Here is a 20,272-nt window from a genome sequence, read left to right as displayed (position 1 = left end):
TCTTCACTGCAGGTTCTGGCGTTGTCGGCGGCACGGGGGAACGGTCCGGCGACAGCGCCGCGCCGTCGGCCTAGGGCTCAGTGAAGGCACGAAGATCTCCGCAACGGTGAGCCATTCCCCGACAAGGTGCCCGTCTTCTCGATCGCCCCCAGGATCACCGCCAGACAGGTGAGCGCCCATCGCCGGAACCTGATGATTTCCGCGTCCGCTGCGACGAAGGGCGGCCAGGTCCTCTCCGGGCGTCGGGCGTCGGTGAGCGCCTCGACGCACCGGAAGGAGCCGGCGGGCCTGCCCGGTGGCGCCGACTGCCCTGGGCTCTGCGAGGACGGCGCGGCGTTGCGGCTGCTGGTCTCCAGCCACCTGCCCGAGGTCGGGCAGAGCCTGTCGGAGTTCGCGGTGCGACGCCCCCGACCGTGCGAATCACCTCTATCCGGTGATGCCTCCTCACCTGGCTGGTGGGAAGGCTCACAGTGGCACACCTCCCAGACAGGAGTTCGACATGAGCGAAGCGCTCGACTGGAACGCGAAGACCATCGCGGAGTTCCGAGCGAACGAGGGCAGGGTCGGCGGGGTCTTCGAGGGCGCTCCGCTGGTCCTGGTGCACCACCGCGGCCGCAGGAGCGGGCGGGAGTACGTCAACCCGATGATGTACCTCCCGCACGAGACAGAGCCGGACATCATCTACGTCTTCGCCTCCAAGGGTGGGGCACCCACCAACCCCGACTGGTACCGCAACTTGATCGCCGTCGGTGTCGGCAGCATCGAACGCGGGACCGAGATGTACCAGGTGACCGTCCGCGAATTGACCGGCGCCGAACGCGACCGCGTCTACGCCGAGCAAGCACGGCGCTACCACGGCTTTGCCGATTACGCACGCCAGACGGCTGGCGTGCGCACCATCCCTGTGCTCGAACTTCGACGGGCGTAGCCCACGCCCTCTGACCCCGCCCGTTCACCTGGGCAAGAACCCCATCGGGTCGAAGGAGAGAGATCCTGCCAAAGGCTGTCAGGTACGACGAGTTCGGCGGCATCGACGTGTTGCGAGTCGACGAGGTGGAGCGCCCGCTACCCGGAGACGGGCAGGTCCTCGTAGGGGTGAAGGCTGCCGGCATCAACCCCAGTGAGGCGGTCATCCGCACGGGGGCGGTAGCGGACATGTTCCCGTCGACGTTCCCGTCCGGGCAGGGCAGCGACCTCGCCGGAGTCATCGAGGAGGTCGGCGCCGGGGTCAGCGGATTCCGGCCCGGTGACGAGGTGATCGGATTCAGCAACAAGCGGGCCTCCCAGGCCGAGCTGGTCCTGGTAGAGGGACCATGCCCGAGCCCACCACTCCTCCACCTCGCCCCCAACATCCTGCTCATCCCCGGCACCCGCACCCGCGCCCACCTCGCCGAGAACCCCGCCACCGCAGCCGTTCAGCTCGACGAGGCAACCCGAACCCAACTCGCAAGGCACTTCCCGCCGCCTGCACCGGCCCGCCCGAGCTGAACGCGCCCGCCCGCCGAATCCCCGGCACGATCCGAAGGACCAGCCATGGACAGCACCGTCGCCGACCTGATGCGCCGCAACCTCCTCGACGTCTTCAACGAACCGGACCCCGACCGCCGCGCCACCGCCATCGCCGAGACCTACGCCGAGGGCGTCGTGTGGCACGAGCCGGACCGCGTCATCCGAGGGCGCGAGGCGCTGGCGCACCGCGCCGCCGAGTTACGGGCGCAGACCCCGGACTGGACCTTCCAGCCGGACGGCCCCGTCTCGGTCAACGACGACCTCGGCCATCTCGGCTTCCGGTACGGTCCCGCCGGCCAAGCACCCGTCGTGACCGGAATGGACATCGCCCACTGCAAGGACGGCGTCATCGTCGAGCTCTACACCTTCGTCACCGAGGTCCACCAGCCTTCCTAGCCCGGCGGGTCGGAGCGCCGGGCGGCGACCGCCTACCAGGCGGGTGCGCACGCCATGGGCGCGGCGACCAGGTCCTCCTTGGTCACGGACGGATTCCCGATCCAGGCTCTGATCCGCTCGGCCGGACCTTCGCCCTCGCCCTCGACCTCGTCCGAGGCGGCCGGGACAGGATCGGCGGGAGCGGCGCGCCTTCGCGCCGGGCCGCTGCGCCCGGACGGCGGTGTCCAAGGTCAACGTGGTGCTGCACCAGCTCGACGAGGCGCCGTCGTACCGGCTCCTGGTCCGCGGGTCCTTCGCCCAGCAGCTCGGGGACCGGCTGCTCGACGCGACGGAGGAGTACCGACACCCACCACTCACCGCCCTCCCCTGACGGTGCGGGACTCCCGGTCCGGGCCGGGCCGGACCTCGCCGGGCCGCAAGCCCGCCCGCCGGTGGTGCAAAGACCCCCGCACGGGCGCCCGGCATCCGGCCGTGCCGGTCCGCCTCCGGAAGACCCCGGCGCCGTAGGGTCCTCTCCGATGAGACGAGGCCCCCGGGCGTTCGCCCGGACCGGGCGTCGGAACGCCCAGGGCAAGGGAAGAACGAGACGAAGGACTGGCACGACACATGAAACAGCGCAGTCTGCGGGACCTCCAGGTGTCGGCCATCGGGCTCGGCTGCATGGGGATGTCCGCCTTCTACGGCACGGCCGACCAGGACGAGGGCATCGCGACCATCCGGCGCGCGCTGGACCTCGGCATCACCTTCCTCGACACGGCGCAGGTCTACGGACCGCTCACCAACGAGTCCCTGGTCGGCGAGGCCGTCCGGGGACACCGTGACGAGTACGTGATCGCCACGAAGTTCAACTACCGCATGGACGGCGCTGTTCCGGGCGACATGTCGACGGTGGGGCGCCAGGACGGCTCGGCCGAGCACGTCCGCAGTTCCGTCCACGGTTCACTCGCGCGACTCCGTACCGACCGCATCGATCTGTACTACCAGCACCGGGTCGACCCGACCGTGCCCATCGAGGAGACCGTCGGCGCGCTCGGCGAACTGGTCGCCGAGGGCAAGGTGCGGTGCATCGGGCTGAGCGAGGCGAGTGCGGAGACCATCCGCCGCGCCCACGCCGTCCACCCGGTCACCGCCGTCCAGAGCGAGTACTCGCTCTGGACACGGGACGTGGAAGCCGAGGTGCTCCCCACGTGCCGGGAGCTCGGAATCGGCTTCGTGCCGTACTCCCCGCTCGGCCGCGGCTTCCTCGCGGGCCGCTTCAGCTCCCCGGACGAGCTTGACAAGGACGACTTCCGCCGCACCAACCCGCGCTTCACCGAGGCCAACCTGGCGGCCAACCTCCGGCTCGCGGAGAAGGTGAAGCAGATCGCCGCGGAGAAGCACGTCACCCCGGCCCAGCTCGCCATCGCCTGGGTACTGGCCCGCGGCGAGGACCTCGTGCCGATCCCGGGCACCAAGCGCCGCACCTATCTGGAGCAGAACGCGGGCGCGGTCGACGTCGAGCTGACCGACGAGGACCTGGCGCGCATCGAGGCCGAGTTGCCCGCGGTGGAGGGCGAGCGCTACGACGAGGACGGAATGCGGGCGGTGAACCGCTGAACGACGGCCGCAGACCGGCCGGGTGGCAGCCACAGCAGCAGGCGGGCCCGTGCCGGATCGTGCAGAACAAGGAGTTCCGCCCACCACGGGACGTCCCGGCCGGCGAACGGTCTGAACCGGCCGGGACCTGCTCCGGTGCCCCCGCCGCAACTGCTGGGCCGACGGTCCGGGGAACCTGACCACGGCAGGCCGCGCGGCAGGACGCGCATCGCGACCCCCTGACCGCCCCCTGAACGAACGGGAAGGTGCCCGGCTGCCCGGCAGCCGGGCACCTTCCCGTTCCGACGCCGCGAACCTCGCGCACGGCCGCCGCTCCGACCCACCGGTGCACTCCCGGGCCGGATCCGGTGCGCTGTCGACCAAGTCCGACATCACCTTCCGATCTAACGTTCCATCAGGACTTCGACGGTCTTCAGCCGTTGTTCCCGACCGCTCGGACGCCGCACGCCGCCACCCGCACCGGGAAGCGGTCCGCTCCGGGGCGCGACGACGACCTGAGCAACGCCGACCTGAGCGACGCCGACCACAACCACGCGCCCGCGCATTCCCTCCGGGACGCCGGGCGAGCACCACGACCGGGAGGTCATCCCATGAAACGAAGCCTCACCCGACGGCTGGTCCCACTGGTGGCGGCGATCGCCGCGCTGGCTGCGGCCCCCACCACCTCGGTGGCCCAGGACACCCAGGCCGCGCCGTCCGCCTCGCACCGGCAGCTCGCCGTCGGCCCGCAGTACGACTCCACCCACGTGTACGTGGAACCCGGCACCGAGCAGGCCTTCGTGGCCAGTTGGGTGGCCACCTTCGGCGGGAGGACAATCGGGCCGAACGCCACCCAGGTGACGCCCACGCCCAGCCGGACCCTGTCGGAGCTGGTGCTCTCCCCGGTCGGCACACTGTCAGTGTTCGACTACACCACGCCCGTCCCGTACCCGTTCGGCAGCGAGCGCACCGGCTGGCTGGTCACCGACCTCGACCGGGCGGTCCGCGCCGCCCGGACCGACGGCGCGGCCGTGACCGTGGCACCGTTCGCCGACCCGATCGGCCGGGACGCCGTCGTCCAGTTCCCCGGCGGCATCAGCGCCCAGCTCTACGTGCACACCACGCCGCCGTCCTACCCCGACCTGGCCAGCGTGCCGGAGAACCGGCTCTACCTGTCACCGGACGCGGTCGGCGCCTTCCTGCGCAGCTACCTCGCCTTCACCGGCGGCCGGATCGTCTCCGACGACCGCCGGGCCGACGGCGCCGCGATCGGACTGCCCGGAACCGTCTACCGGCTGCTGCGTCTCACCTCCGGCTTCGGCGCCACCACGGTCGCCGTGACGGACGGCCACCTGCCGTACCCGTTCGGCCGGGAACTCACCGGCTACGGTGCGGCGGACCTCGGCGCCACCCTGGAGCGGGCGAAGGCCGCGGGCGCCTCGGTACTGTGGGGGCCGGTCCGGGCAGACGGTCGGGACAGCGCAATGGTGCGGTTCCCGGGCGGCTACGTCGCGGAGCTGCACACCGACCGGTGACCGGCGGACCAGGAGGCCCGGGCCGTCAAGTCCGGCACCACCGCCCGGCGGCCCGGGCCGCGCCTGCCGCCTCGGCCGTCACACCGCGACGTCGTACCCGGGCGGGAGAGCAGCCCGGACCTGTTCCACCGCCGGCAGCGGCGCGCTCCCCGGGATGGGGCGCGTCCGGACGCAGCCTGCCACTCGCGCGGGGAGACCCCGTAGGCGGCCCGGAACGCCCGGCTGAAGTGACTGGCACTCGCGAAGCCCCACCGGCCCGCGACCGCCGCCACGGTCGTCCGCCCTCCGTCGAACGGGCCAGCTCACGACGGCACGTTTCCAGCCGCCGGCGCTGGATCCAGCGGGCCACCGTCACACCCTCGAAGCGGAAGAGCTTGTGCAGGTACCGCACGGACACGTGCTGGGCGGCCGCGATCCGGTCCGGCGTGAGGTCCGGGTCGCCCAGGTGGCGCGGGATGTGGTCCTTCACCCGGGCCAGGATGGCCAGTGCCGCCCCGGGCGCCTCGGGGACGGACCGGCCGCGGCGTTCGTGTGCGAGCACCGCGAGCAGGTCGAGCGCCGTGGTGGCGAGCCAGGAGGCCACCTGGGGCTCCAGCGACTCGGCCGACACGGAGAGGTGCCCCAGGTAGGCGGCCGCCAGGCGGGCGGTGCCGGTGCCGGCGTCGAAGACGGTCGCGGTGAGCGTCCGCAGCTCCTCCTCCGAGACGCCAACGGCCGAGCGCGGCCAGTGGAAGGCCGTGAAGACGAATGGCTCCGGCAGCTCCTTCGCGAACGGCCGCCCGGCGTCGGAGACCGCGAAGGTACCCGGGCGCAGCTCCACCCGATTGCCGTCCTGGGCCAGGCGGGCGGTGCCGCGGTGCTGGAGCACCAGCGTGAGGTGGTCCTCACCGCCGCGGGAGATCATCCCCGCGCTGCGCTCGACCCGCTGGGGACCCGCCTGGACGGGACGGGCTGGTCCGCCGGGTGACTGTCAGGCGGGGCCAGCTGAGGACCGGATTCGTAGAGCTGCGAGGTGTCGTGGTTCGGCCTGTGATTCGGCGCGTGAGCGGTGGGGAACGCGCCGGGTGCGGGAGCCGGGCGCCACGGTGGGAGAGCATGCCGTCATGGACATCGAATCGCTTGTACGCACCCGCCGCGCCTTGCACGCGGTCGCGGAGCTGGTCCTGGCCGGACCACAGTTCCGAACCAGTGGCACGATCAGGCTGCGCGCCTCCCTCGGCGGCTTCGCCACCCGGGCCGAGCCGAACGTGCAGGTCGTCGGCGCGGATCTGGTGGCGTCCGGGCAGCGCCTCTTCCTGGAGCGGACCACTTGCGCCGCGCTGGCGGCTGCGGTCGGGGTCACGGTCGGTGCACCCGCGGGGCTCTACCAGGGTGGATCCGGTGTCGGCCCCGAGGACGTGATCGAAGCCGATCCGTAGCCGGCGCACTGGATCGCGCATGGTTTCGCAGTCGGCGATGCCGCACTTCGCCGGATGTTTCCCGGGGCGGATCCGGTTATCTGGCCCGAGCACTTCGACATCGGTGTGACCGTGGCCGCGGTCAACTACGGGGTCTCCCCGGGCGATGGCTTCCAGGCGGAGCCGTACGCCTACGTCGGCCCGCACACCCCGCAGCAGGGGACGTACTGGAACGCGCCGTTCGGCGCGCTGGCCACGGTCCGCGAGCTCGGCGGCGTGGACGGTGTGTTGGCCTTCTTCGAGCAGGGCCGCCAGTTGGTCGCTTGATCATCACTGACCGCCGCCGTGCCGATCGCTCCTGGAAATCCCGGCAGTCGGCCGCGTGGCGTTAGACGTCGGCGAAGCGCTCGACGTGATCGGCCACCTCCACCACGGACAGCCGTAGCAGCTCGCGCCGGGCGCTCCTTCGGCGCGACGCCGGTCTTCCAGGCGGTGGCCGGTCTCCAGGTCCGCGTAGAGCGCCTCGATGCGCGGGGCGACCGGGGTGCTGTAGCGGTTGTAGAACGTCGCCCGGGTGATTCCGGCGCGTTCGGCCAGTTCGGCGACGGTGACCTGGGAGACGGGCCATTCTGCACGACACTCACGCGGAACCCGGCCGCGGTCAATCGCTCGTACACTCCCTGCCAGCCGGAGCCGTCCACGAATCCCCCGTGGACGAGGACGATGTTCCCGCGGCGTTCCTGCTCACTCATCGGTTCTCCTGTCGTCGCCGAATGCGTGACGGTACGTCAGGTCACGCTAGGGCGTTTCTTTCCGATCATCGGATCGTTGGTCTGGTCGTGCCGTTGACTGACGCGCAGTGGGCGCGGATAGAGCCGTTGTTGCCGGACCGGACGCCGAAGCGGGGAGGGCGCTGGCGTGATCACCGGGAGGTGATCGACGCGATCGCGTGGAAGTTCCAGACCGGCTCGCAGTGGGTGCACCTGCCCGAGAAGTACGGCTCGTGGAAAGGCGTCTACACCCGGCTTCGGAACTGGGCGATCGACGGGACCTGGGAGCGGGTCTTCACCGCCCTGCTCGCCCAGGCCGACGCCGAGGGCGACCTGGACTGGGTTGTCTCGGTCGACTCCACGATCGTTCGCGCGCACCAGAACGCGGCCGGGGCCCGTCAAAAGGGGCCCCGGCCAACGAACCCGGCCACCACGCCGTCGGGCGCTCCCGCGGCGGACTGACCACGAAGATCCACCTCGCCGCGGACGGCCGCTGCCGCCCGCTGTGTTTCCACCTCACGCCCGGCCAGGCGGGCGACGCGCCCGCGTTCGAGCACGTCATGGCCGCCCTGCGCGTGCCCAGGCCGGTCGGACGACCACGCACCCGGCCCCTCGTGGTCCTGGCGGACCGGGCCTACTCGTCGAGGGCCATCCGCGAACACCTGCGAAGGCGCAACATCCGGGCGGTGATCCCGCAGCCCGCCAACCAGATCGCCAACCGCAAACGCAGGGGCCGGCTCGGAGGACGTCCTCCCGGCTTCGACCGTCAGGCCTACAAGCAGCGCAACACCGTCGAACGGTGCATCAACCGCCTGAAGAACTGGCGCGGCCTCGCCACCCGCTACGAGAAGACCGCCACCGTCTTCCAGGCCGGACTCCACATCGCAGGCATCTTCATCTGGTCCGCCCGCTGACAAGCGGTGCCGCTCAGAGGTGGCCGTGTTCCGGCACTAGTGTCTCGCACGTTTCACACAGGACCAGAAGGATCCGCCTGCTCCCACGCAGAGTGCCATCTGCTCCGCACCGTTCACAGATGGCCTCGCTACGGTTGGCAAATGAGCGAGTCACGGCATCGAGCCGTGCGTGCTCCTCTCTGCTCCAGTTGCCGCCGGGCTGCCACGGTCGCGGAGACGCTTGGAAGGCCAGGGCCCCGAGTTTCTGCTTCACGGCCCGTAGCTCATACTCCGGGAACTCTGCGACGACGGCCTGATGGCACTCCAACACCAACTGCCGCCAGCCTGGACCCACATCGAAGTCATACGCAGGATCCCGCAAGTGCTGCCTGACCGGCTCGAACACGCCGCCCGAAGCCGAAGAAGTCCCTGTCACTCCGCCCCCTCAATCCGTATTGGGCACTGACCCTACAAACCTCGGTTTGCGTGGCGTGATCCGAAAGAGAGGCCCTAGGGGCGGTCCCCGGGCAGTCGCTTCCGTCATCCGACGTACTTCGGGCCGGCCCCTGGTGGCTGCAGCCGATCGAGTGCGTCGCGCAGAGCGGCCCGGGACGTCACCCCGAACGGGGGAGGTACTCACAGCTGCGATCAGGGGGGCTACCAGCGAGTGCGATGGGGGCTATTCGACTGCTGCCCGGCGCTGCTGCCACTGATCGACGACCTGCTGGAGGGTCCCGCTCATCAGGGTCAGGAACTCGGCGGAGTCCCCGAAGCGGGTGCCGGCCGGGGTGGCGGGGCCGAGGGCCTCGGCGGCGGTGCGGAGTTCGGTCACCAGGGCCCTGTGCATCTGTACCGCCGCCACGGTGGACCGGAGCCAGATCTCGCCGTCGATGACGTAGCGCTCGCGGCGCTCGCCGGGGACCCGTTCGCGCCGGAGAAGGCCCTGCTGCTCCAGGAAGGCGACGGCGTGCGAGACGGACGCCGGGCTGACGCCCAGTTGCTGGACCAGGTCGCCGGCGGTGAGGGCGCCCGAATCGGTGACGAGCAGGCAGACGAGCACCTTCGCCGCCATCGTGGGCATACCCTGCTGCTCGATCAGCGTGGTGACGGTCTCCGCGACCTCCCGCACCACCTGCGGGTCGCGGCCCCGGCCGTCCGTGGCGACCGGCGGTAGCACGGGCGACGGCTCCTGCTTGGGCCGGCGCGCGCGATGGCGGGTGGCCTCCTGCGCCAAGTCCGCCCGGTAGCCCTCCGGTCCGCCATTGCGGGCGACCTCGCGCATGATCGTCGAGGCGGGACGGTCCAGGAGCCGGCCGATCTCCGTGTACCCGAGCCCCTCGGCCAGTCCCGCAGCGATCTGCCGGCGGTCCCCGTCGGTGAGTCTGCCTCCGGGCATCGGTGCTCTTCTCCTTCTGTGCCGGTGCTCCCGCTCCTTCTGCGGCACAGTATCCGAAGACGCGGGGATCATTGCAATGCCAGCCCCGAAGGGCTCTTGCGTTTAGCGTCACCGTCATTGCAATCGTGGGCGCTCAACCCTTGCTACATAAGGGCGATTCGGCTTCATTGGCGTTGCCCAATCCATGAACGCAATGTACGGTCGTAGACGTTCAGCAATTGCCGAACAGTCACGAACCACCCGCCCGAAGGAGCGCCCCTCCGTGTCCATCACCCTCTCCGAGCAGGACAAGCTGACCCTCCGCACCGCCGCGCACGGCGCGATCGCGCTGCTGGTCGCCGCCGGCGCCACCACCAAGCCGCACAAGATGGCCACCGCGGGTTCCATCGCCCTGTCGTCCGCGACCGGCCTGGTCGGGCACGTGCTCGCCGAGGAAGCGGAGGGCCCGAAGCCGGACAGCTCGTCCGTGGCCACGATCGCCGACCGGGTGCTGCCGGCCCTGACGGCCGCGATGAGCCTGCTCAAGCAGCAGGACCAGGCCGAGGCCGACAACTTCCGCAGCACCGTCCTGGTCGCCGTCGCATCGGCCACCCGGGTCCTCAAGGGCGAGCCCAGCCCCGTCCTGACCGACATCACCCGCAAGATCACCGCCGCTCTCGACGCAGCCTGACGGCACGTCGGTCCACGTCGCCAAGAGGAAAGCCATGACGAACACGCAGTGGACCGGCATGGTGCCGGTGGACGACACAGCCCTGGCCGTCACCGACACCGGCGGCTCCGGAACCCCCGTGATCTACCTCAACGGCCAGTTCGCCACCCAGGGCTACTGGCGGCACACCATCGCCGAACTGGGCACGGGCTGGCGGCACATCACCTACGACATGCGGGCCCGCGGCAGGAAGTCGGGGCGCTCGGCGGACTACTCCTTCGAGACCATGGTGACGGATGTCGACGCCGTGCTCGCGGCCCGGGGCGTGGAGCGGGCGGTGGTGGCGGGCTGGTCCTACGGGGCGTTCGTCGCGGCGTACTGGGCCAGCCGGAACCCGGAGCGTGCACTGGGTGCGGTCATGGTGGAGGGCGCGCAGCCGTACGACTGGCTGGACGACGCGATGGAGCAACGGATCCGCAGGATGTTCCGGCGGATGTCCCCGCTGGTGGCGCTGGCACGCCCGACCGGCCTGACACCCCGGATGACCGCCGCGCAGATGGCGGAGTGCAACATCGAGCTCGGCAAGGTCGCCCGGGTGAGCGCGATGAGCCCGGTGCTGGACGCGATCGCGGTCCCGGCGCGGTACGTCGTCGCTTCGGGCTCGTCACTGGGCAGCAAGGGCGACGAGCAGGAGCGGATCCGGACCGTCCTGCAGGCGGTGACCGAGCGCAACCCGCACATCGAGATCAGCGCGAAGGTCGCGAGCAACCACGACCTGATCCTGAAGAAGGACTTCCTCGCCGTCGCAAATGCCATCCGTGAGGTGGCCGGCTGAACGCGAGCTGCCACAAGGCTCCACATGCGGGCCGCGGACCATCTCGCCCACCGGGTCGCCCCCGGTGCCGGCCACACGCATGAGTACGTGCCGGTACGCAGCAGCAACCCCGCCACCGGCCTTCTGCCCAAGCATCACCCGTCAGGGTTTCCGCTCCCTGTGCAGTCGGTCGGACGCCAGGGGCCGCCCCCAGGTACACCCGCAGCTTCCCAGTCACTGCCGACCTCACCGCCTCACCGGCCGAGTGCCTCCGCAGCTCCGTGATCCCCCGGTACGTGCGGAACGCGACCGGCGGAAGCACCAGAACGCCTCTGCCTGACCAACCATCAGAAGAGTCAGCAAAAGGTCAGCACCCACCCGAGCAGACCCGGTTACACGCTCTCGGAGATGAGAACCGAGAAGCCCTCACCCCAGCCGTCGCCGCGCCGCAGGCAACCTTCCGGATCGGCCGTCGACCCGACGGCCGAAAAGCGCTCCGGAATTGCCGGCCAACTGCCCGCCCGCACGCCAGATGGCAACATCTTCACAAGTCAGCGCACCCGCCCATGCGACTTGAGCGGAAGATCCGGCAGCTCGGGAGCACGCAGCCGCGCACCGTCGTAACCGTGCACCTCGCCGAACCGCGAGCTCCTCTCCCAGTCGTTCCGTGCTTGTACGATCTCCTCACCGGACCGCGCCCGCCTGGGAACCCATCGGCCGCAGCCGCGGCGGTCCGCCGGCCGACTTCGCCGAGGGATTCGCCGCGCACCTCGCCAGAGCCGGCGAGTTCGGCCTGATCCAGGGCACGGCGGCCGTCCGCGCGGTCTGGGAGGACGCTGTCGCCGTGCCCGCCCGGCCCAGCCCGGTGGCTCCGCACTGCCCTGCACCCGGCGAGCGTCCTCACCACGGACGGCACCGTCTGCGGCGTGATCGGCTTCGGCGGCCTCTGCGCGGGCGACCCGGCAACGACCTCGCCGCCGCCTGGATCCTGCTTCTGGACGGTGCCGTCGACCGGTTCGTGCCACAACGCCCAACCGGCCCGCGCCGGACACTGCCACCCTGCGGCGCGCCCGCGGCTGCGCGGTGCTGCGTGCCTCGCCGGGATCCTCATCAACCGTGCCGGGGTCCGGTACGCATACCGGCCGACACCCGGTTCCAGGACCCGCGCACCGGCCAACACGTCACGCGGTCCGAGCGACGAGGCGGAGGCGTCGATCACCGCGCCCCGGGGGCCGTGCGCGGCCAACCGCGCAAGGTCCCCTCCGGCTGCTCCCGGTTTCTGTGCAACACGGTCGCACCGGACACCGGACTGCCGGACCGTCCCCGCCCACGCCTCGACACGGTCGTGTTCCCTGGGTTGCCATGCCGCGCGGTCGACGGCGCCGTCCGGGCTGATTCGTTCCGCTTCCACGACGCCGAAATGCTCGTGGAGGTTGGCAGGGGTGGAGGCGTGGTGGAGGTGGGAACCGACCGTGAGGGCATCGCTCACACATCGCGCCGGACCAGCCTGATACGCCGATCTACCTTGACGAACCGTCAGCCGAGGTCAGCAAAAGTCAGCATCAGTCCGAGTAGACCCTCACAAACACGCGCACAGCTGAGACCCCTGACCCTGGCTCGCCGAACCCGTTCAGGCGTCGCGAGAAGGCCCGGCAAGCCGGCTCCGCTCGGGGCAAGTCGTCACTCTCAGCTCTTTACTCGCACCATTCGCCCCGGCATCTTCCGTTTACCGGATGGTCGACATGACTCTGCGTGCGTAGTCAGGACGGCAAGGTGATCGACTGGGCGTGGTGGAACACGTTCTTGTCGTCCCAGGTCTTCTTCGCCCTCTGCAGTCGGCTGTAGTTCTGCTTGTAGTAGAGCCGTTGGTAAGCCGGGTTCGGCTGTCCGGCCACGCCGAGGTCGGTGTCGGGGTAGTTGACGTAGGCGCCGTCGGTGTCGGTGTTGATCTCGGGAATGCCGCCGGTGGCCTTGTACACATCCCGGTAGAGGCCGCGCAGGTAATCGAGGTGGGCGGTGTCCTGGGCCGGGTCGGTCCAGTACGTCTGGTACTGGAGCTTCATGATCGAGTCACGCTGCGGAACGGCGTCCTCGGTGGGCTTGCGCTCGTTGATCCGGCAACCGTAGGAGTCGATCTGCACCAGCGTCTGTGTGAGGTCGACGCCCGGCACGTTCTTCGTCAGCCACTCCCAGAAGCCGTCGACCTGCGCGGGGGTGAACGGCCTGCGGTGGTAGGCCGACTTGTACTTGCCGCGCTGGTTGTCGCCCGACCCGTTGAGCGTCATGGTGGCCTGGAACCACGGCATCTGGCGGCTCTTGTCGGGGTACGGCAGGAACAGCCCGCCGGCGCTGTGGGTCTGGACGGTCGCCTTGGTTTTCATTCCGGCCTCCATGGCGGCCAGGAATCTCTCCAGCGGCGCGGGATCGTCCTCGTCCCACTGACTGAGCAGGACCACGTTCCCGTTCGTCCAGTGGGTGAGTTTGAGGATGGCGAACAACCCCTGGTAGATCGATTCGCCCTTCCCGCTGTGTTCGGCGAAGAATGCGGCGAAGTTGTTCACCAGCTGACGGAAGTCCGCGGGCTGCTTCAGCAGGTCGTCCCACGGCCAGGCGACGCTGCTCAGCCAGACCCTCGGCGGCGGCTTCGGGAGCTGGTGGTGGAAGTGGTAGCGCAACACCACGCCGAAGTTCCCCCCGCCGCCACCGGTGTGGGCCCAGAAGAGGTCCCTCTCCGCCGAGCCGGTCGGGTCGTCCCGGTGCGCCCTGGTCACCTCCACCCTGCCGGCGCGAACGGTCACCACGTCGACCTGGACCAGGTGGTCGACGGTCAGCCCGTTCCGCCGGGAGAGCAGCCCGTACCCGCCACCGCAGATGTGCCCGCCCGCGCCGACCGAGTAGCACGAGCCGGCCGGCAGCGTGACGCCGTACTTGCGGAACAGGGTGGTGTAGACGTCCCAGTTGGTGGCCCCGCCCTCCACGCAGTACGTGGACGCCCCGTACTTGTCCGTCGCCGCGCGGACGCCGCGCAGGGTGCTGAGGTCGAGGATGACGCCGTTGTCGTTGTCGACGAAGCCTTCGTAGCAGTGCCCGCCGCCCCGGATCGTCGGCCGCAGCCCCTTGTCGAGCGCCGCCCTCAGGGCCGCCACCGCGTCGGCCTCGTTGCCCACCAGCCGGATGTAGGCCGGCGTGCTGCTCCACCGTTGGTTGAACCCCTGACTGAGCGTCTGGTACCGCGAGTCGTTCGGGAGCACCGATTGCCCCTCGGGCACCTCCACGGGCTGAGCAGCCGCCGGACCGGCGCCGGCCGCCAAGCCGAGTGAGGCCGCGGACACTCCGGCGGCGCTCATCCCGGCAGTACCCAGGAATCCGCGCCGGGAGAATTCTTGACGCATGACAGGGACCCACTTTCTCGGCTCTGAGAAGCTGGCAGGCGCACGCTAGCATGCACGTTTGCCCATGTGAATCCCTATACGAATTAATGTGACTGTACGTCCTTTCTTGGGAATCCCAGGAGCCCCGGGGATCCCCCGATTCCTCTCGGCCCAACCGCATTGCCGATGGGGCCGGCCAATGTCCCGTCACCCCAGGCGGCCCACCCCACCCTCAGCCCCCAGCCGACCCCACCTCCGCCTCCAATCCCGCCCTACTCGGCGATCGGCTTGGAGAGGTCGTCCTCGGCCAGCACCTGGTAGACGGCGTTCAGGGAGGGCGGACCGACCATGTCCTTGATCCGCTCGAAGCGGCGCTCCTCGACCGGGGCGAGCCGCTCCATCCACTCCTGGACGGACTCGGGCCCGTGGTCGCCCTCGATGATCGCGATGGTGACGATCTCCTGCGGGTTCTCCATGTTCGCGGCCGTGATGACGCGGGTCCGCGGATCCCCCGGGACCACCTCGTCCGGGATCCACCCCTTGCGGAACTCCCCGTAGTCGACCCCGTCGTTGAGCTTGCGCACCATGACGCTGACCAGCTGCATGACGTCCTCCCCATAAGGTTTTCTTGCAGTGCAAGAACTCTGTTGTCCGCTATTATTTTCTTGCATCGCAAGACATGTCAAGACGAGACGCGGAGGAACAGTCGATGGCGAGCGGACGCGGGCGCCCGAGGACCGGTCTGACCAGGGAGAAGATCATCGACGCGGCCCTCGCCTTCGTCGACGAGCACGGGCTCTCGACCCTCTCCACCCGCAAGCTCGGCGCGGCGCTCGGCGTCGAGGGCATGACGCTCTACTACTACGTGCCCAGCAAGGCAGCCCTGCTCGACGGGATGGTGGAGCGCCTGCTCACGCTGTCCGCCGGCGACCTCTTCACCGACCCCGCCGGGCGGCCGTGGACGGCGGTGGTCGGCGACTTCGCCGTCGCCCTGCGCCGGATCCTGCTCGACCACCCGGCGATGCTCACCGTCCTGGCCACCCGCCCGGTCGCCACCCCCGCCGCACTCCACCTGCTGGAGCGCGGAATCGACGCCCTGCGCGCCGACGGGGTGCCACTCGCGGACGCGCTCGACGTCCTCAACACCGTGGTGTCGTACACCCTCGGCCACACCCTCGCGGAGGTCGGCGAGACCCCCCACCACGAGGGCACGGAGCCCGACCCCGACCAGTTCCGGTCACTGGACCCGGCGGTCTTCCCGCAGTTGGCCCAGGCCTTCGCCACCGGTGCCGGCCTGGACTCCGAGCTTCGCTTCCACCGCACGCTCCGCATCCTGCTCGCCGGCTTCGCCGCCGAGATCGAGACAGGCCCCAAGGAGGCGGGCACCTCAGAGGCGGGTTCTACCACCGGGGACGGCGCGAGGCCGCGACACTGATCTCCCCCGCCATCCGGCCGCCTGACACCATGCGGCGCATGATTCCCGGAGCGGATTTGACGCGGGATGGGCTGGCCGAGCGTGGGTTCTGCGGGTTCGTGCCCTTTGGCGAGCTGGGCGACAGTGAGGTGCCGACGGAGGCCGGGATCTATGTCGTCCTCCGATCGACGGCGTCCCGCCCGGAGTTCCTGCCCGTGAGCACCGCAGGCCACTTCAAGGGGCGGGATCCGTCCGTAGCGATTGAGGTGCTGAGGGCGGCCTGGGTCGAGGACGCCTGCATCCTGTACGCCGGCAAGGCGTCGGCGGGCCGTACCGGCCGACGCGGGCTCCGCAAACGGCTCGACGAGCACCGCCGCCACGGGGCCGGCCAGGCGGTCGGCCACTGGGGCGGGCGCTACATCTGGCAGTTGCGGGACTCGGCGGCCCTGCTCGTCGCCTGGCGGCCGACGGCCGAACAGGACCCGGGTGACGCCGAGACGGGACTCATCGCCGAGTTCATGGGGGTCCACGGGGCTCGCCCGTTCGCCAACCGGAACCGGGGGCTGGTGCAGAAGGCCCGACGGTGATCCGCCGACTGCCGGGTCTCCACGTGGAAAGCACCCTGGCGCCTTCCACTCCATCGGCGCGTCCTCCCCAGGAACTTCAGGAAGGCCCCGCAACTGCCCGGCAACCCGTGCAGCGGCCATGGCGCGTCGCCGCCCGCAGCCCCGGCCAGGAAGTTCCGGCGCCTGCTCGCCCGGATCGGGAGGCGGGCCTCGGCGACGGAAACCTGACCGGGGACACGGGCCGGACGCTTCTCTCCGGCGTCCCGGCGTCCCGGCAGTCCGCTACTCGGCTGCCAGCGCCGCCACCAGGTCCGGCAGGTTTCCGCCGACCACGGCGAGGGCCAGGTGGTCGTGGAAGTCCCGACTGTGGACGATCAGGCCGTCGCGGACCCGCAACACCTGGATGTTGGGGGCCTCGACGGTCCGTCCGGTGACCCGGTGGTTCACCTCGTAGTCCCACTCGGCGACGATCACCTCCGGGTCGTCGGTCTCCCGGATCACCACGTTCTTCGAGGCCAGCTCGATCGGCGAGCGCGCGGCGACCTCCGCGAACCGCTCGGCGAGCACACTCCGTCCCTCGAACCGCCGCGGACCGACCGGCTGGAAGACGGTTTCCACCACCGCGTCCTCGGCGTAGAGCTCGGCCAGCTCCGAGAACCGCCCCTCGCTGATGCCATTGAGCAGTTCCTGGAAGACCTCGCGCGGCGACCGCGTTTCAGACATGATCAACCTCCAGTGGGCTCCGCCGCTAGAATCGGACTAGCGACTCCGATTAGACGATACGGACTGGCGACTCCGGTTGTCCAGGGGTGGCTCCGCCACGCACGGAAGAGGTGAGAGGGATGAACGGCGCTCAGGGGCGTCCGCTCCGGGCGGACGCGGCCCGCAACCGGGCCAGACTGCTGGACGTCGCCACGGAGGTGTTCACCGCCCGCGGCGTCGGCACGCCGACCGAGGAGATCGCCCGGGCGGCCGGGGTCGGGGTCGGGACGCTCTTCCGGCACTTCCCGACCAAGGAGGCACTCCTGGAGGCGGTGATGGTGCGCCGCCTGGAGGCCATCGCCGCCCGGACCGCGGAGCTGACCATCGACACCGAACCCGCCACCGCCTTCTTCGACGCCTTCCGTCTGGTGATCGACCAGTCCGCGGGCAAGAACGAGTTCACCCGGGCACTCGCCGCGGCCGGGGTGGACGCGCACGAGTCCCTGCGGGAGTCGAGCACGGTGATCCGGACTCAGCTGGCCGAACTACTGGCCGGAGCGCAGCGCGCCGGCGCAGTCCGTCCGGAGCTGGGCGTGCCGGAGCTGATGGCGCTCCTGGTGGGCACTACCGCGTCGATGGATCAGCTCGGCGCGGACCCGGCCGCCCGGGAGCGGATCTTCGACGTGGTCTTCGACGGACTGCGGCCGCAGTGAGAGGGGAGGGCTGTGAGCGGCAGGTACCTCGTCATGCCGGACCAGCGGCAGGGCGCCTCATGGGAGTTCACCCCCGAGCAACTGGACCAGGCCCTGCGGCGGAACTGGCCGGACGCCCGCATGGCCGGGCCTGCTCCCCGCTTCGCCGTCTACACCCTCGACGTTCCGTTCCGTGGCGACATGCACGAGCTCACCTACTTCGCGGACCAGCAGTTCTTCTCCTTCACCGACCGCGATCCCCTCGGCTTCCCCTTCCGTGTCGTCTTCACCCTGCTCCTGGACCTCGCACCGGCCACGCCGGCCCTGTGGACCAATGACTTCGGCGGCGACGTCCACAGCGTCGATCCCTTGGCTCTGTTCACGAGAACGGGTTCTGGCTCACTTTCCGTGGAGGGCTGACTGAGCGTTTTCAGCTTCGCCACCCCAGGGTGACGCCGTGGCCCTCGCTTGAGTCCTGGAAGCTCATCGGCTGGGCCCGCCGGACACAGTGGGTTGTCTGTGAAAAGTCGCGGGCGGTCACTTCACTGAGGGGCCGACCCCGCACTTCGGGGCGGGAAGATGATCATGGGGAGAGGACGGAGGGCAAAGGGCGATGAGTGTGACTGAGAGTTGGTCGCGTGTGATGACTCTTCTCCGGGAGCACGCACCGGCCGATCACGCAGATCTGCCGGGGCCCGCTACGGAGCAGATGCTCGCGGCAGCCGAGGAACGGATGGGGATCTCCCTGCATGGGGACCTGCGGACGTGGCTGTTGCAGAACAATCTGGATCTGCCAGAGGGAGACGTCGACGACGAAGTGGCATGCTGCGGCTTCGACGGGTTCCCCGACGAGGGAAGCTTCTTTCTGGGCATCCGGGCGATGGAGAGGCTCCACGCGAACCGCTCCACGTCCTGCGGATTCGACCCTCCGCACCAGCCGGACTCCCCGTTCTGGCGGAATGAGTGGATCCCGTTCCTGTCGGACCAGGACGGCTGGATGGGAAAGTTCGTCGATGTGCGGGACGGGCGCGTCGGCAGCTGGTTCGTGGGTGACCCCACGGTCACGGGCGAGTACGAATCGATGGCCCAGTATTTCGACTCCGTGGCGGAGACGCTGACGAGGATCGCCGATGGAAGCTCACCGGTCTGTCGGTTCACCGAAGGTCGACTTGTCTGGTCGTGAGACGGCTCCCAACTGGATGACGGCCATTGCCAATCCGTCCCCACCCTGGAACGGCAATGGGATTCAGCAGCATTGACGTTCCAAGGTGAGGATGGCTGCGGCGATGAAAGTCATCAGGTTGGGGCTGCAGCGGGCCCGGCGGAGGATCTGCCAGGACTTGAGTCACGCGATGCTTCGTTCGACCGGTGCTCGTGCCACTGACAGGGCTCGGTTGATCGCCCGCTCTGCTCGGGACGATGGCCGAAGCCGAGTCCGACCCCGTGCGGCGGGAGTTCCTGGAAAGGTTCCTGAAGGCTTCGGCCTCGTTGATGACGCAGTCTGTCCTGTGCATCACGAGTAGAGAAGGACTCGCTTGCGGAGAAGATGAAAGCCGGCTCGGCCGAACATCTGGCGTTTGAGCATCTTAAAAGTTTCGTGGAATCTGTCCGGGGCGATCATGTCTCCCCGGTGCAACCACGGACTTGGGAGATGGCTTGAGCGGCACGATGGTGCTGACGGATAAGTGGCCGGTGCTGGGCCGGCATGAGCAGGCGGCGGTGCGGCTGCAGATCTGGACTGATCTCGGTCGGGCGCCGAGGACGATCGACGCCTACGCCCGCGGACTGGCCGAGTACCTGGTGATGTGCGAGCGGGAGGACGTCGACCCGGTCACCGCGAACCGCGCCCACATCGCCGTCTACGTACGAGAGTTGACGTCACGACCGCACTTTCGGGGTGCGAACGGTGGCGATCGACTCGGGGTCGGGGCTGGCGAACGCCACAATCCAGCAGCGCCTGGTGCCGGTCCGCCTGTTCATTGAGGGTGGGCTGCATCCGCTGGCAGCACGACGGCACCCCCATCACCGGTGACTCCCAGCAGGTCCTGGCCCGCGACACCGTCTGTCTCCTCGACGTCCCGCCCCACAAAGACCGGCACAGCATTCACCAAGCCGGTCGACCCGATCCTCGGCCAGGCCGTCGATGCCTGGCAGGCCGTCCGCCCGGATGAACCGAAGTTCACCGACCGCCGCACCGGCGAGCGCGTCGACCTGCTGTTCGCCATCCGGGCCCGCCGCGTCTCCACGCACTACATCAACAACACGATCATCCCGATGCTCTGCCGCAAGGCCGGAGTCCCGGACGCGGACGTCCGCGGGAACATCACCAGCCACCGAGCCCGGTCCACCATCGCCAGCCAGCTCTACAACGCCAAGGAACCGATGACGCTGTTCGAACTGCAAGCCTGGCTCGTTCACCGATGACCGGAATCCACCCAGTACTACGCGAAGATCACCCCGAACACCCTGTCCAAAGCGTATTCCGAGGCGGGCTACTTCGAGCGGAACGTCCGCACGATCGAGGTCCTGGTCGACCGCGACGCGGTCGCTTCCGGCACCGCCGCGGCCGGTGAGCCTTGGCATCACTACGACC

At 69.7% G+C, this 20,272-nt stretch carries 22 protein-coding genes and 5 pseudogenes; 18 read left to right on the top strand and 9 right to left on the bottom strand.

The window, feature by feature from the left end:
- The first annotated feature begins 499 nt into the window (after positions 1-499).
- From J5Y04_RS13330 to J5Y04_RS13305, 6 genes are all read left to right on the top strand, one after another.
- Positions 500-928, top strand: a complete 429-nt coding sequence (locus tag J5Y04_RS13330) for a nitroreductase family deazaflavin-dependent oxidoreductase (protein WP_209412198.1) — start codon at positions 500-502, stop codon at positions 926-928.
- A gap of 107 nt (positions 929-1,035) precedes the next feature.
- Positions 1,036-1,488, top strand: a complete 453-nt coding sequence (locus J5Y04_RS43505; protein ID WP_307853093.1) for an alcohol dehydrogenase catalytic domain-containing protein — start codon at positions 1,036-1,038, stop codon at positions 1,486-1,488.
- Positions 1,489-1,533: 45 nt separating this feature from the next.
- Positions 1,534-1,905 (top strand): nuclear transport factor 2 family protein, encoded by a 372-nt coding sequence (locus J5Y04_RS13320; RefSeq protein ID WP_209412197.1) that lies wholly within the window; start codon positions 1,534-1,536, stop codon positions 1,903-1,905.
- A 220-nt stretch (positions 1,906-2,125) separates the two neighbouring features.
- On the top strand, positions 2,126-2,275 hold the full coding sequence (locus J5Y04_RS13315; RefSeq protein WP_209412196.1) for a hypothetical protein: 150 nt from the start codon (positions 2,126-2,128) through the stop codon (positions 2,273-2,275).
- 236 nt (positions 2,276-2,511) lie between these two features.
- The gene (locus J5Y04_RS13310) at positions 2,512-3,501 is read left to right on the top strand and encodes an aldo/keto reductase (protein ID WP_209412195.1); all 990 of its coding nucleotides are present in this window, start codon (positions 2,512-2,514) and stop codon (positions 3,499-3,501) included.
- A gap of 590 nt (positions 3,502-4,091) precedes the next feature.
- Positions 4,092-5,015 (top strand): VOC family protein, encoded by a 924-nt coding sequence (locus J5Y04_RS13305; protein WP_209412194.1) that lies wholly within the window; start codon positions 4,092-4,094, stop codon positions 5,013-5,015.
- On the opposite strand, the gene J5Y04_RS41655 is transcribed toward J5Y04_RS13305, so the two are convergent.
- Both J5Y04_RS41655 and J5Y04_RS41650 read right to left on the bottom strand, forming a co-directional pair.
- Positions 4,985-5,287: a helix-turn-helix domain-containing protein gene (locus tag J5Y04_RS41655; RefSeq protein ID WP_307853105.1), complete on the bottom strand. Its 303-nt coding sequence runs from the start codon at positions 5,285-5,287 to the stop codon at positions 4,985-4,987. The two genes, J5Y04_RS13305 and J5Y04_RS41655, sit on opposite strands and share 31 nt — an antisense overlap.
- 281 nt (positions 5,288-5,568) lie before the next feature.
- A pseudogene (locus J5Y04_RS41650) lies at positions 5,569-5,919 on the bottom strand (hypothetical protein); the annotation flags it as partial.
- Positions 5,920-6,118: 199 nt separating this feature from the next.
- Here J5Y04_RS41650 and J5Y04_RS13295 point away from each other — a divergent pair.
- Positions 6,119-6,433: a hypothetical protein gene (locus J5Y04_RS13295; protein WP_209412193.1), complete on the top strand. Its 315-nt coding sequence runs from the start codon at positions 6,119-6,121 to the stop codon at positions 6,431-6,433.
- 54 nt (positions 6,434-6,487) lie between these two features.
- Positions 6,488-6,739 carry a hypothetical protein gene (locus J5Y04_RS13290; protein WP_209412192.1) on the top strand — a complete coding sequence of 84 codons (252 nt, stop codon included), beginning with the start codon at positions 6,488-6,490 and terminating at the stop codon, positions 6,737-6,739.
- A 299-nt stretch (positions 6,740-7,038) separates the two neighbouring features.
- Here J5Y04_RS13290 and J5Y04_RS41645 read toward each other — a convergent pair.
- Positions 7,039-7,164, bottom strand: a pseudogene (locus J5Y04_RS41645) (alpha/beta hydrolase); the annotation flags it as partial.
- A 21-nt stretch (positions 7,165-7,185) separates the two neighbouring features.
- Here J5Y04_RS41645 and J5Y04_RS13280 point away from each other — a divergent pair.
- Positions 7,186-8,096: pseudogene (locus J5Y04_RS13280) on the top strand (IS5 family transposase).
- Between the two features lie 658 nt (positions 8,097-8,754).
- On the opposite strand, the gene J5Y04_RS43935 reads toward J5Y04_RS13280, so the two are convergent.
- A complete protein-coding gene (locus J5Y04_RS43935; protein ID WP_209412191.1) occupies positions 8,755-9,471 on the bottom strand; it encodes a helix-turn-helix domain-containing protein in 717 nt (238 codons plus the stop codon).
- Between the two features lie 262 nt (positions 9,472-9,733).
- On the opposite strand from J5Y04_RS43935, the gene J5Y04_RS13270 reads away from it, so the two are divergent.
- Both J5Y04_RS13270 and J5Y04_RS13265 read left to right on the top strand, forming a co-directional pair.
- On the top strand, positions 9,734-10,141 hold the full coding sequence (locus J5Y04_RS13270; RefSeq protein ID WP_209412190.1) for a hypothetical protein: 408 nt from the start codon (positions 9,734-9,736) through the stop codon (positions 10,139-10,141).
- A 34-nt stretch (positions 10,142-10,175) separates the two neighbouring features.
- The gene (locus tag J5Y04_RS13265) at positions 10,176-10,955 is read left to right on the top strand and encodes an alpha/beta fold hydrolase (protein ID WP_209412189.1); all 780 of its coding nucleotides are present in this window, start codon (positions 10,176-10,178) and stop codon (positions 10,953-10,955) included.
- 530 nt (positions 10,956-11,485) lie between these two features.
- On the opposite strand, the pseudogene J5Y04_RS41625 reads toward J5Y04_RS13265, so the two are convergent.
- The 3 genes and pseudogenes from J5Y04_RS41625 to J5Y04_RS13255 form a co-directional block, all read right to left on the bottom strand.
- Positions 11,486-11,629, bottom strand: a pseudogene (locus tag J5Y04_RS41625) (pirin family protein); the annotation flags it as partial.
- A 1,065-nt stretch (positions 11,630-12,694) separates the two neighbouring features.
- A complete protein-coding gene (locus J5Y04_RS13260; RefSeq protein ID WP_307853092.1) occupies positions 12,695-14,185 on the bottom strand; it encodes an FAD-binding protein in 1,491 nt (496 codons plus the stop codon).
- 392 nt (positions 14,186-14,577) lie between these two features.
- Positions 14,578-14,910 (bottom strand): hypothetical protein, encoded by a 333-nt coding sequence (locus tag J5Y04_RS13255; RefSeq protein WP_148647027.1) that lies wholly within the window; start codon positions 14,908-14,910, stop codon positions 14,578-14,580.
- A gap of 104 nt (positions 14,911-15,014) precedes the next feature.
- Between J5Y04_RS13255 and J5Y04_RS13250 the strand changes: the two genes are divergently transcribed.
- Both J5Y04_RS13250 and J5Y04_RS13245 read left to right on the top strand, forming a co-directional pair.
- Positions 15,015-15,740 carry a TetR/AcrR family transcriptional regulator C-terminal domain-containing protein gene (locus J5Y04_RS13250; protein WP_209412187.1) on the top strand — a complete coding sequence of 242 codons (726 nt, stop codon included), beginning with the start codon at positions 15,015-15,017 and terminating at the stop codon, positions 15,738-15,740.
- A 194-nt stretch (positions 15,741-15,934) separates the two neighbouring features.
- Positions 15,935-16,306, top strand: coding sequence for a hypothetical protein (locus J5Y04_RS13245; protein ID WP_245204759.1), 372 nt, complete (start codon positions 15,935-15,937; stop codon positions 16,304-16,306).
- Positions 16,307-16,567: 261 nt separating this feature from the next.
- Here the strand turns inward: J5Y04_RS13245 and J5Y04_RS13240 are convergent, their stop codons facing one another.
- Positions 16,568-17,008, bottom strand: coding sequence for a nuclear transport factor 2 family protein (locus tag J5Y04_RS13240; protein ID WP_209412185.1), 441 nt, complete (start codon positions 17,006-17,008; stop codon positions 16,568-16,570).
- A gap of 119 nt (positions 17,009-17,127) precedes the next feature.
- Between J5Y04_RS13240 and J5Y04_RS13235 the strand changes: the two genes are divergently transcribed.
- The 3 genes from J5Y04_RS13235 (at position 17,128) to J5Y04_RS13225 (ending at position 18,862) form a co-directional block, all read left to right on the top strand.
- Complete coding sequence (locus tag J5Y04_RS13235) at positions 17,128-17,700, top strand: TetR/AcrR family transcriptional regulator (protein WP_209412184.1); 573 nt, start codon at positions 17,128-17,130, stop codon at positions 17,698-17,700.
- Positions 17,701-17,712: 12 nt separating this feature from the next.
- Entirely contained in the window at positions 17,713-18,099 is a 387-nt protein-coding gene (locus J5Y04_RS13230) for a hypothetical protein (protein ID WP_209412183.1), read from the top strand.
- A gap of 193 nt (positions 18,100-18,292) precedes the next feature.
- Positions 18,293-18,862, top strand: a complete 570-nt coding sequence (locus tag J5Y04_RS13225) for an SMI1/KNR4 family protein (RefSeq protein ID WP_209412182.1) — start codon at positions 18,293-18,295, stop codon at positions 18,860-18,862.
- 63 nt (positions 18,863-18,925) lie between these two features.
- Here the strand turns inward: J5Y04_RS13225 and J5Y04_RS41620 are convergent.
- Positions 18,926-19,087, bottom strand: a pseudogene (locus tag J5Y04_RS41620) (IS5/IS1182 family transposase); the annotation flags it as partial.
- Positions 19,088-19,335: 248 nt separating this feature from the next.
- On the opposite strand from J5Y04_RS41620, the gene J5Y04_RS13220 reads away from it, so the two are divergent.
- Together J5Y04_RS13220 and J5Y04_RS41615 are read left to right on the top strand one after the other, a co-directional pair.
- Positions 19,336-19,662 carry a hypothetical protein gene (locus J5Y04_RS13220; RefSeq protein ID WP_245204757.1) on the top strand — a complete coding sequence of 109 codons (327 nt, stop codon included), beginning with the start codon at positions 19,336-19,338 and terminating at the stop codon, positions 19,660-19,662.
- A gap of 45 nt (positions 19,663-19,707) precedes the next feature.
- A complete protein-coding gene (locus J5Y04_RS41615; RefSeq protein ID WP_245204756.1) occupies positions 19,708-20,103 on the top strand; it encodes a hypothetical protein in 396 nt (131 codons plus the stop codon).
- The last annotated feature ends 169 nt before the right edge of the window (positions 20,104-20,272 follow it).

Source organism: Kitasatospora sp. RG8, assembly GCF_017813315.1.
In the GTDB taxonomy this organism is placed as follows: Bacteria; Actinomycetota; Actinomycetes; order Streptomycetales; family Streptomycetaceae; genus Kitasatospora.
This window is presented reverse-complemented; position numbering and strand designations above follow the sequence as displayed.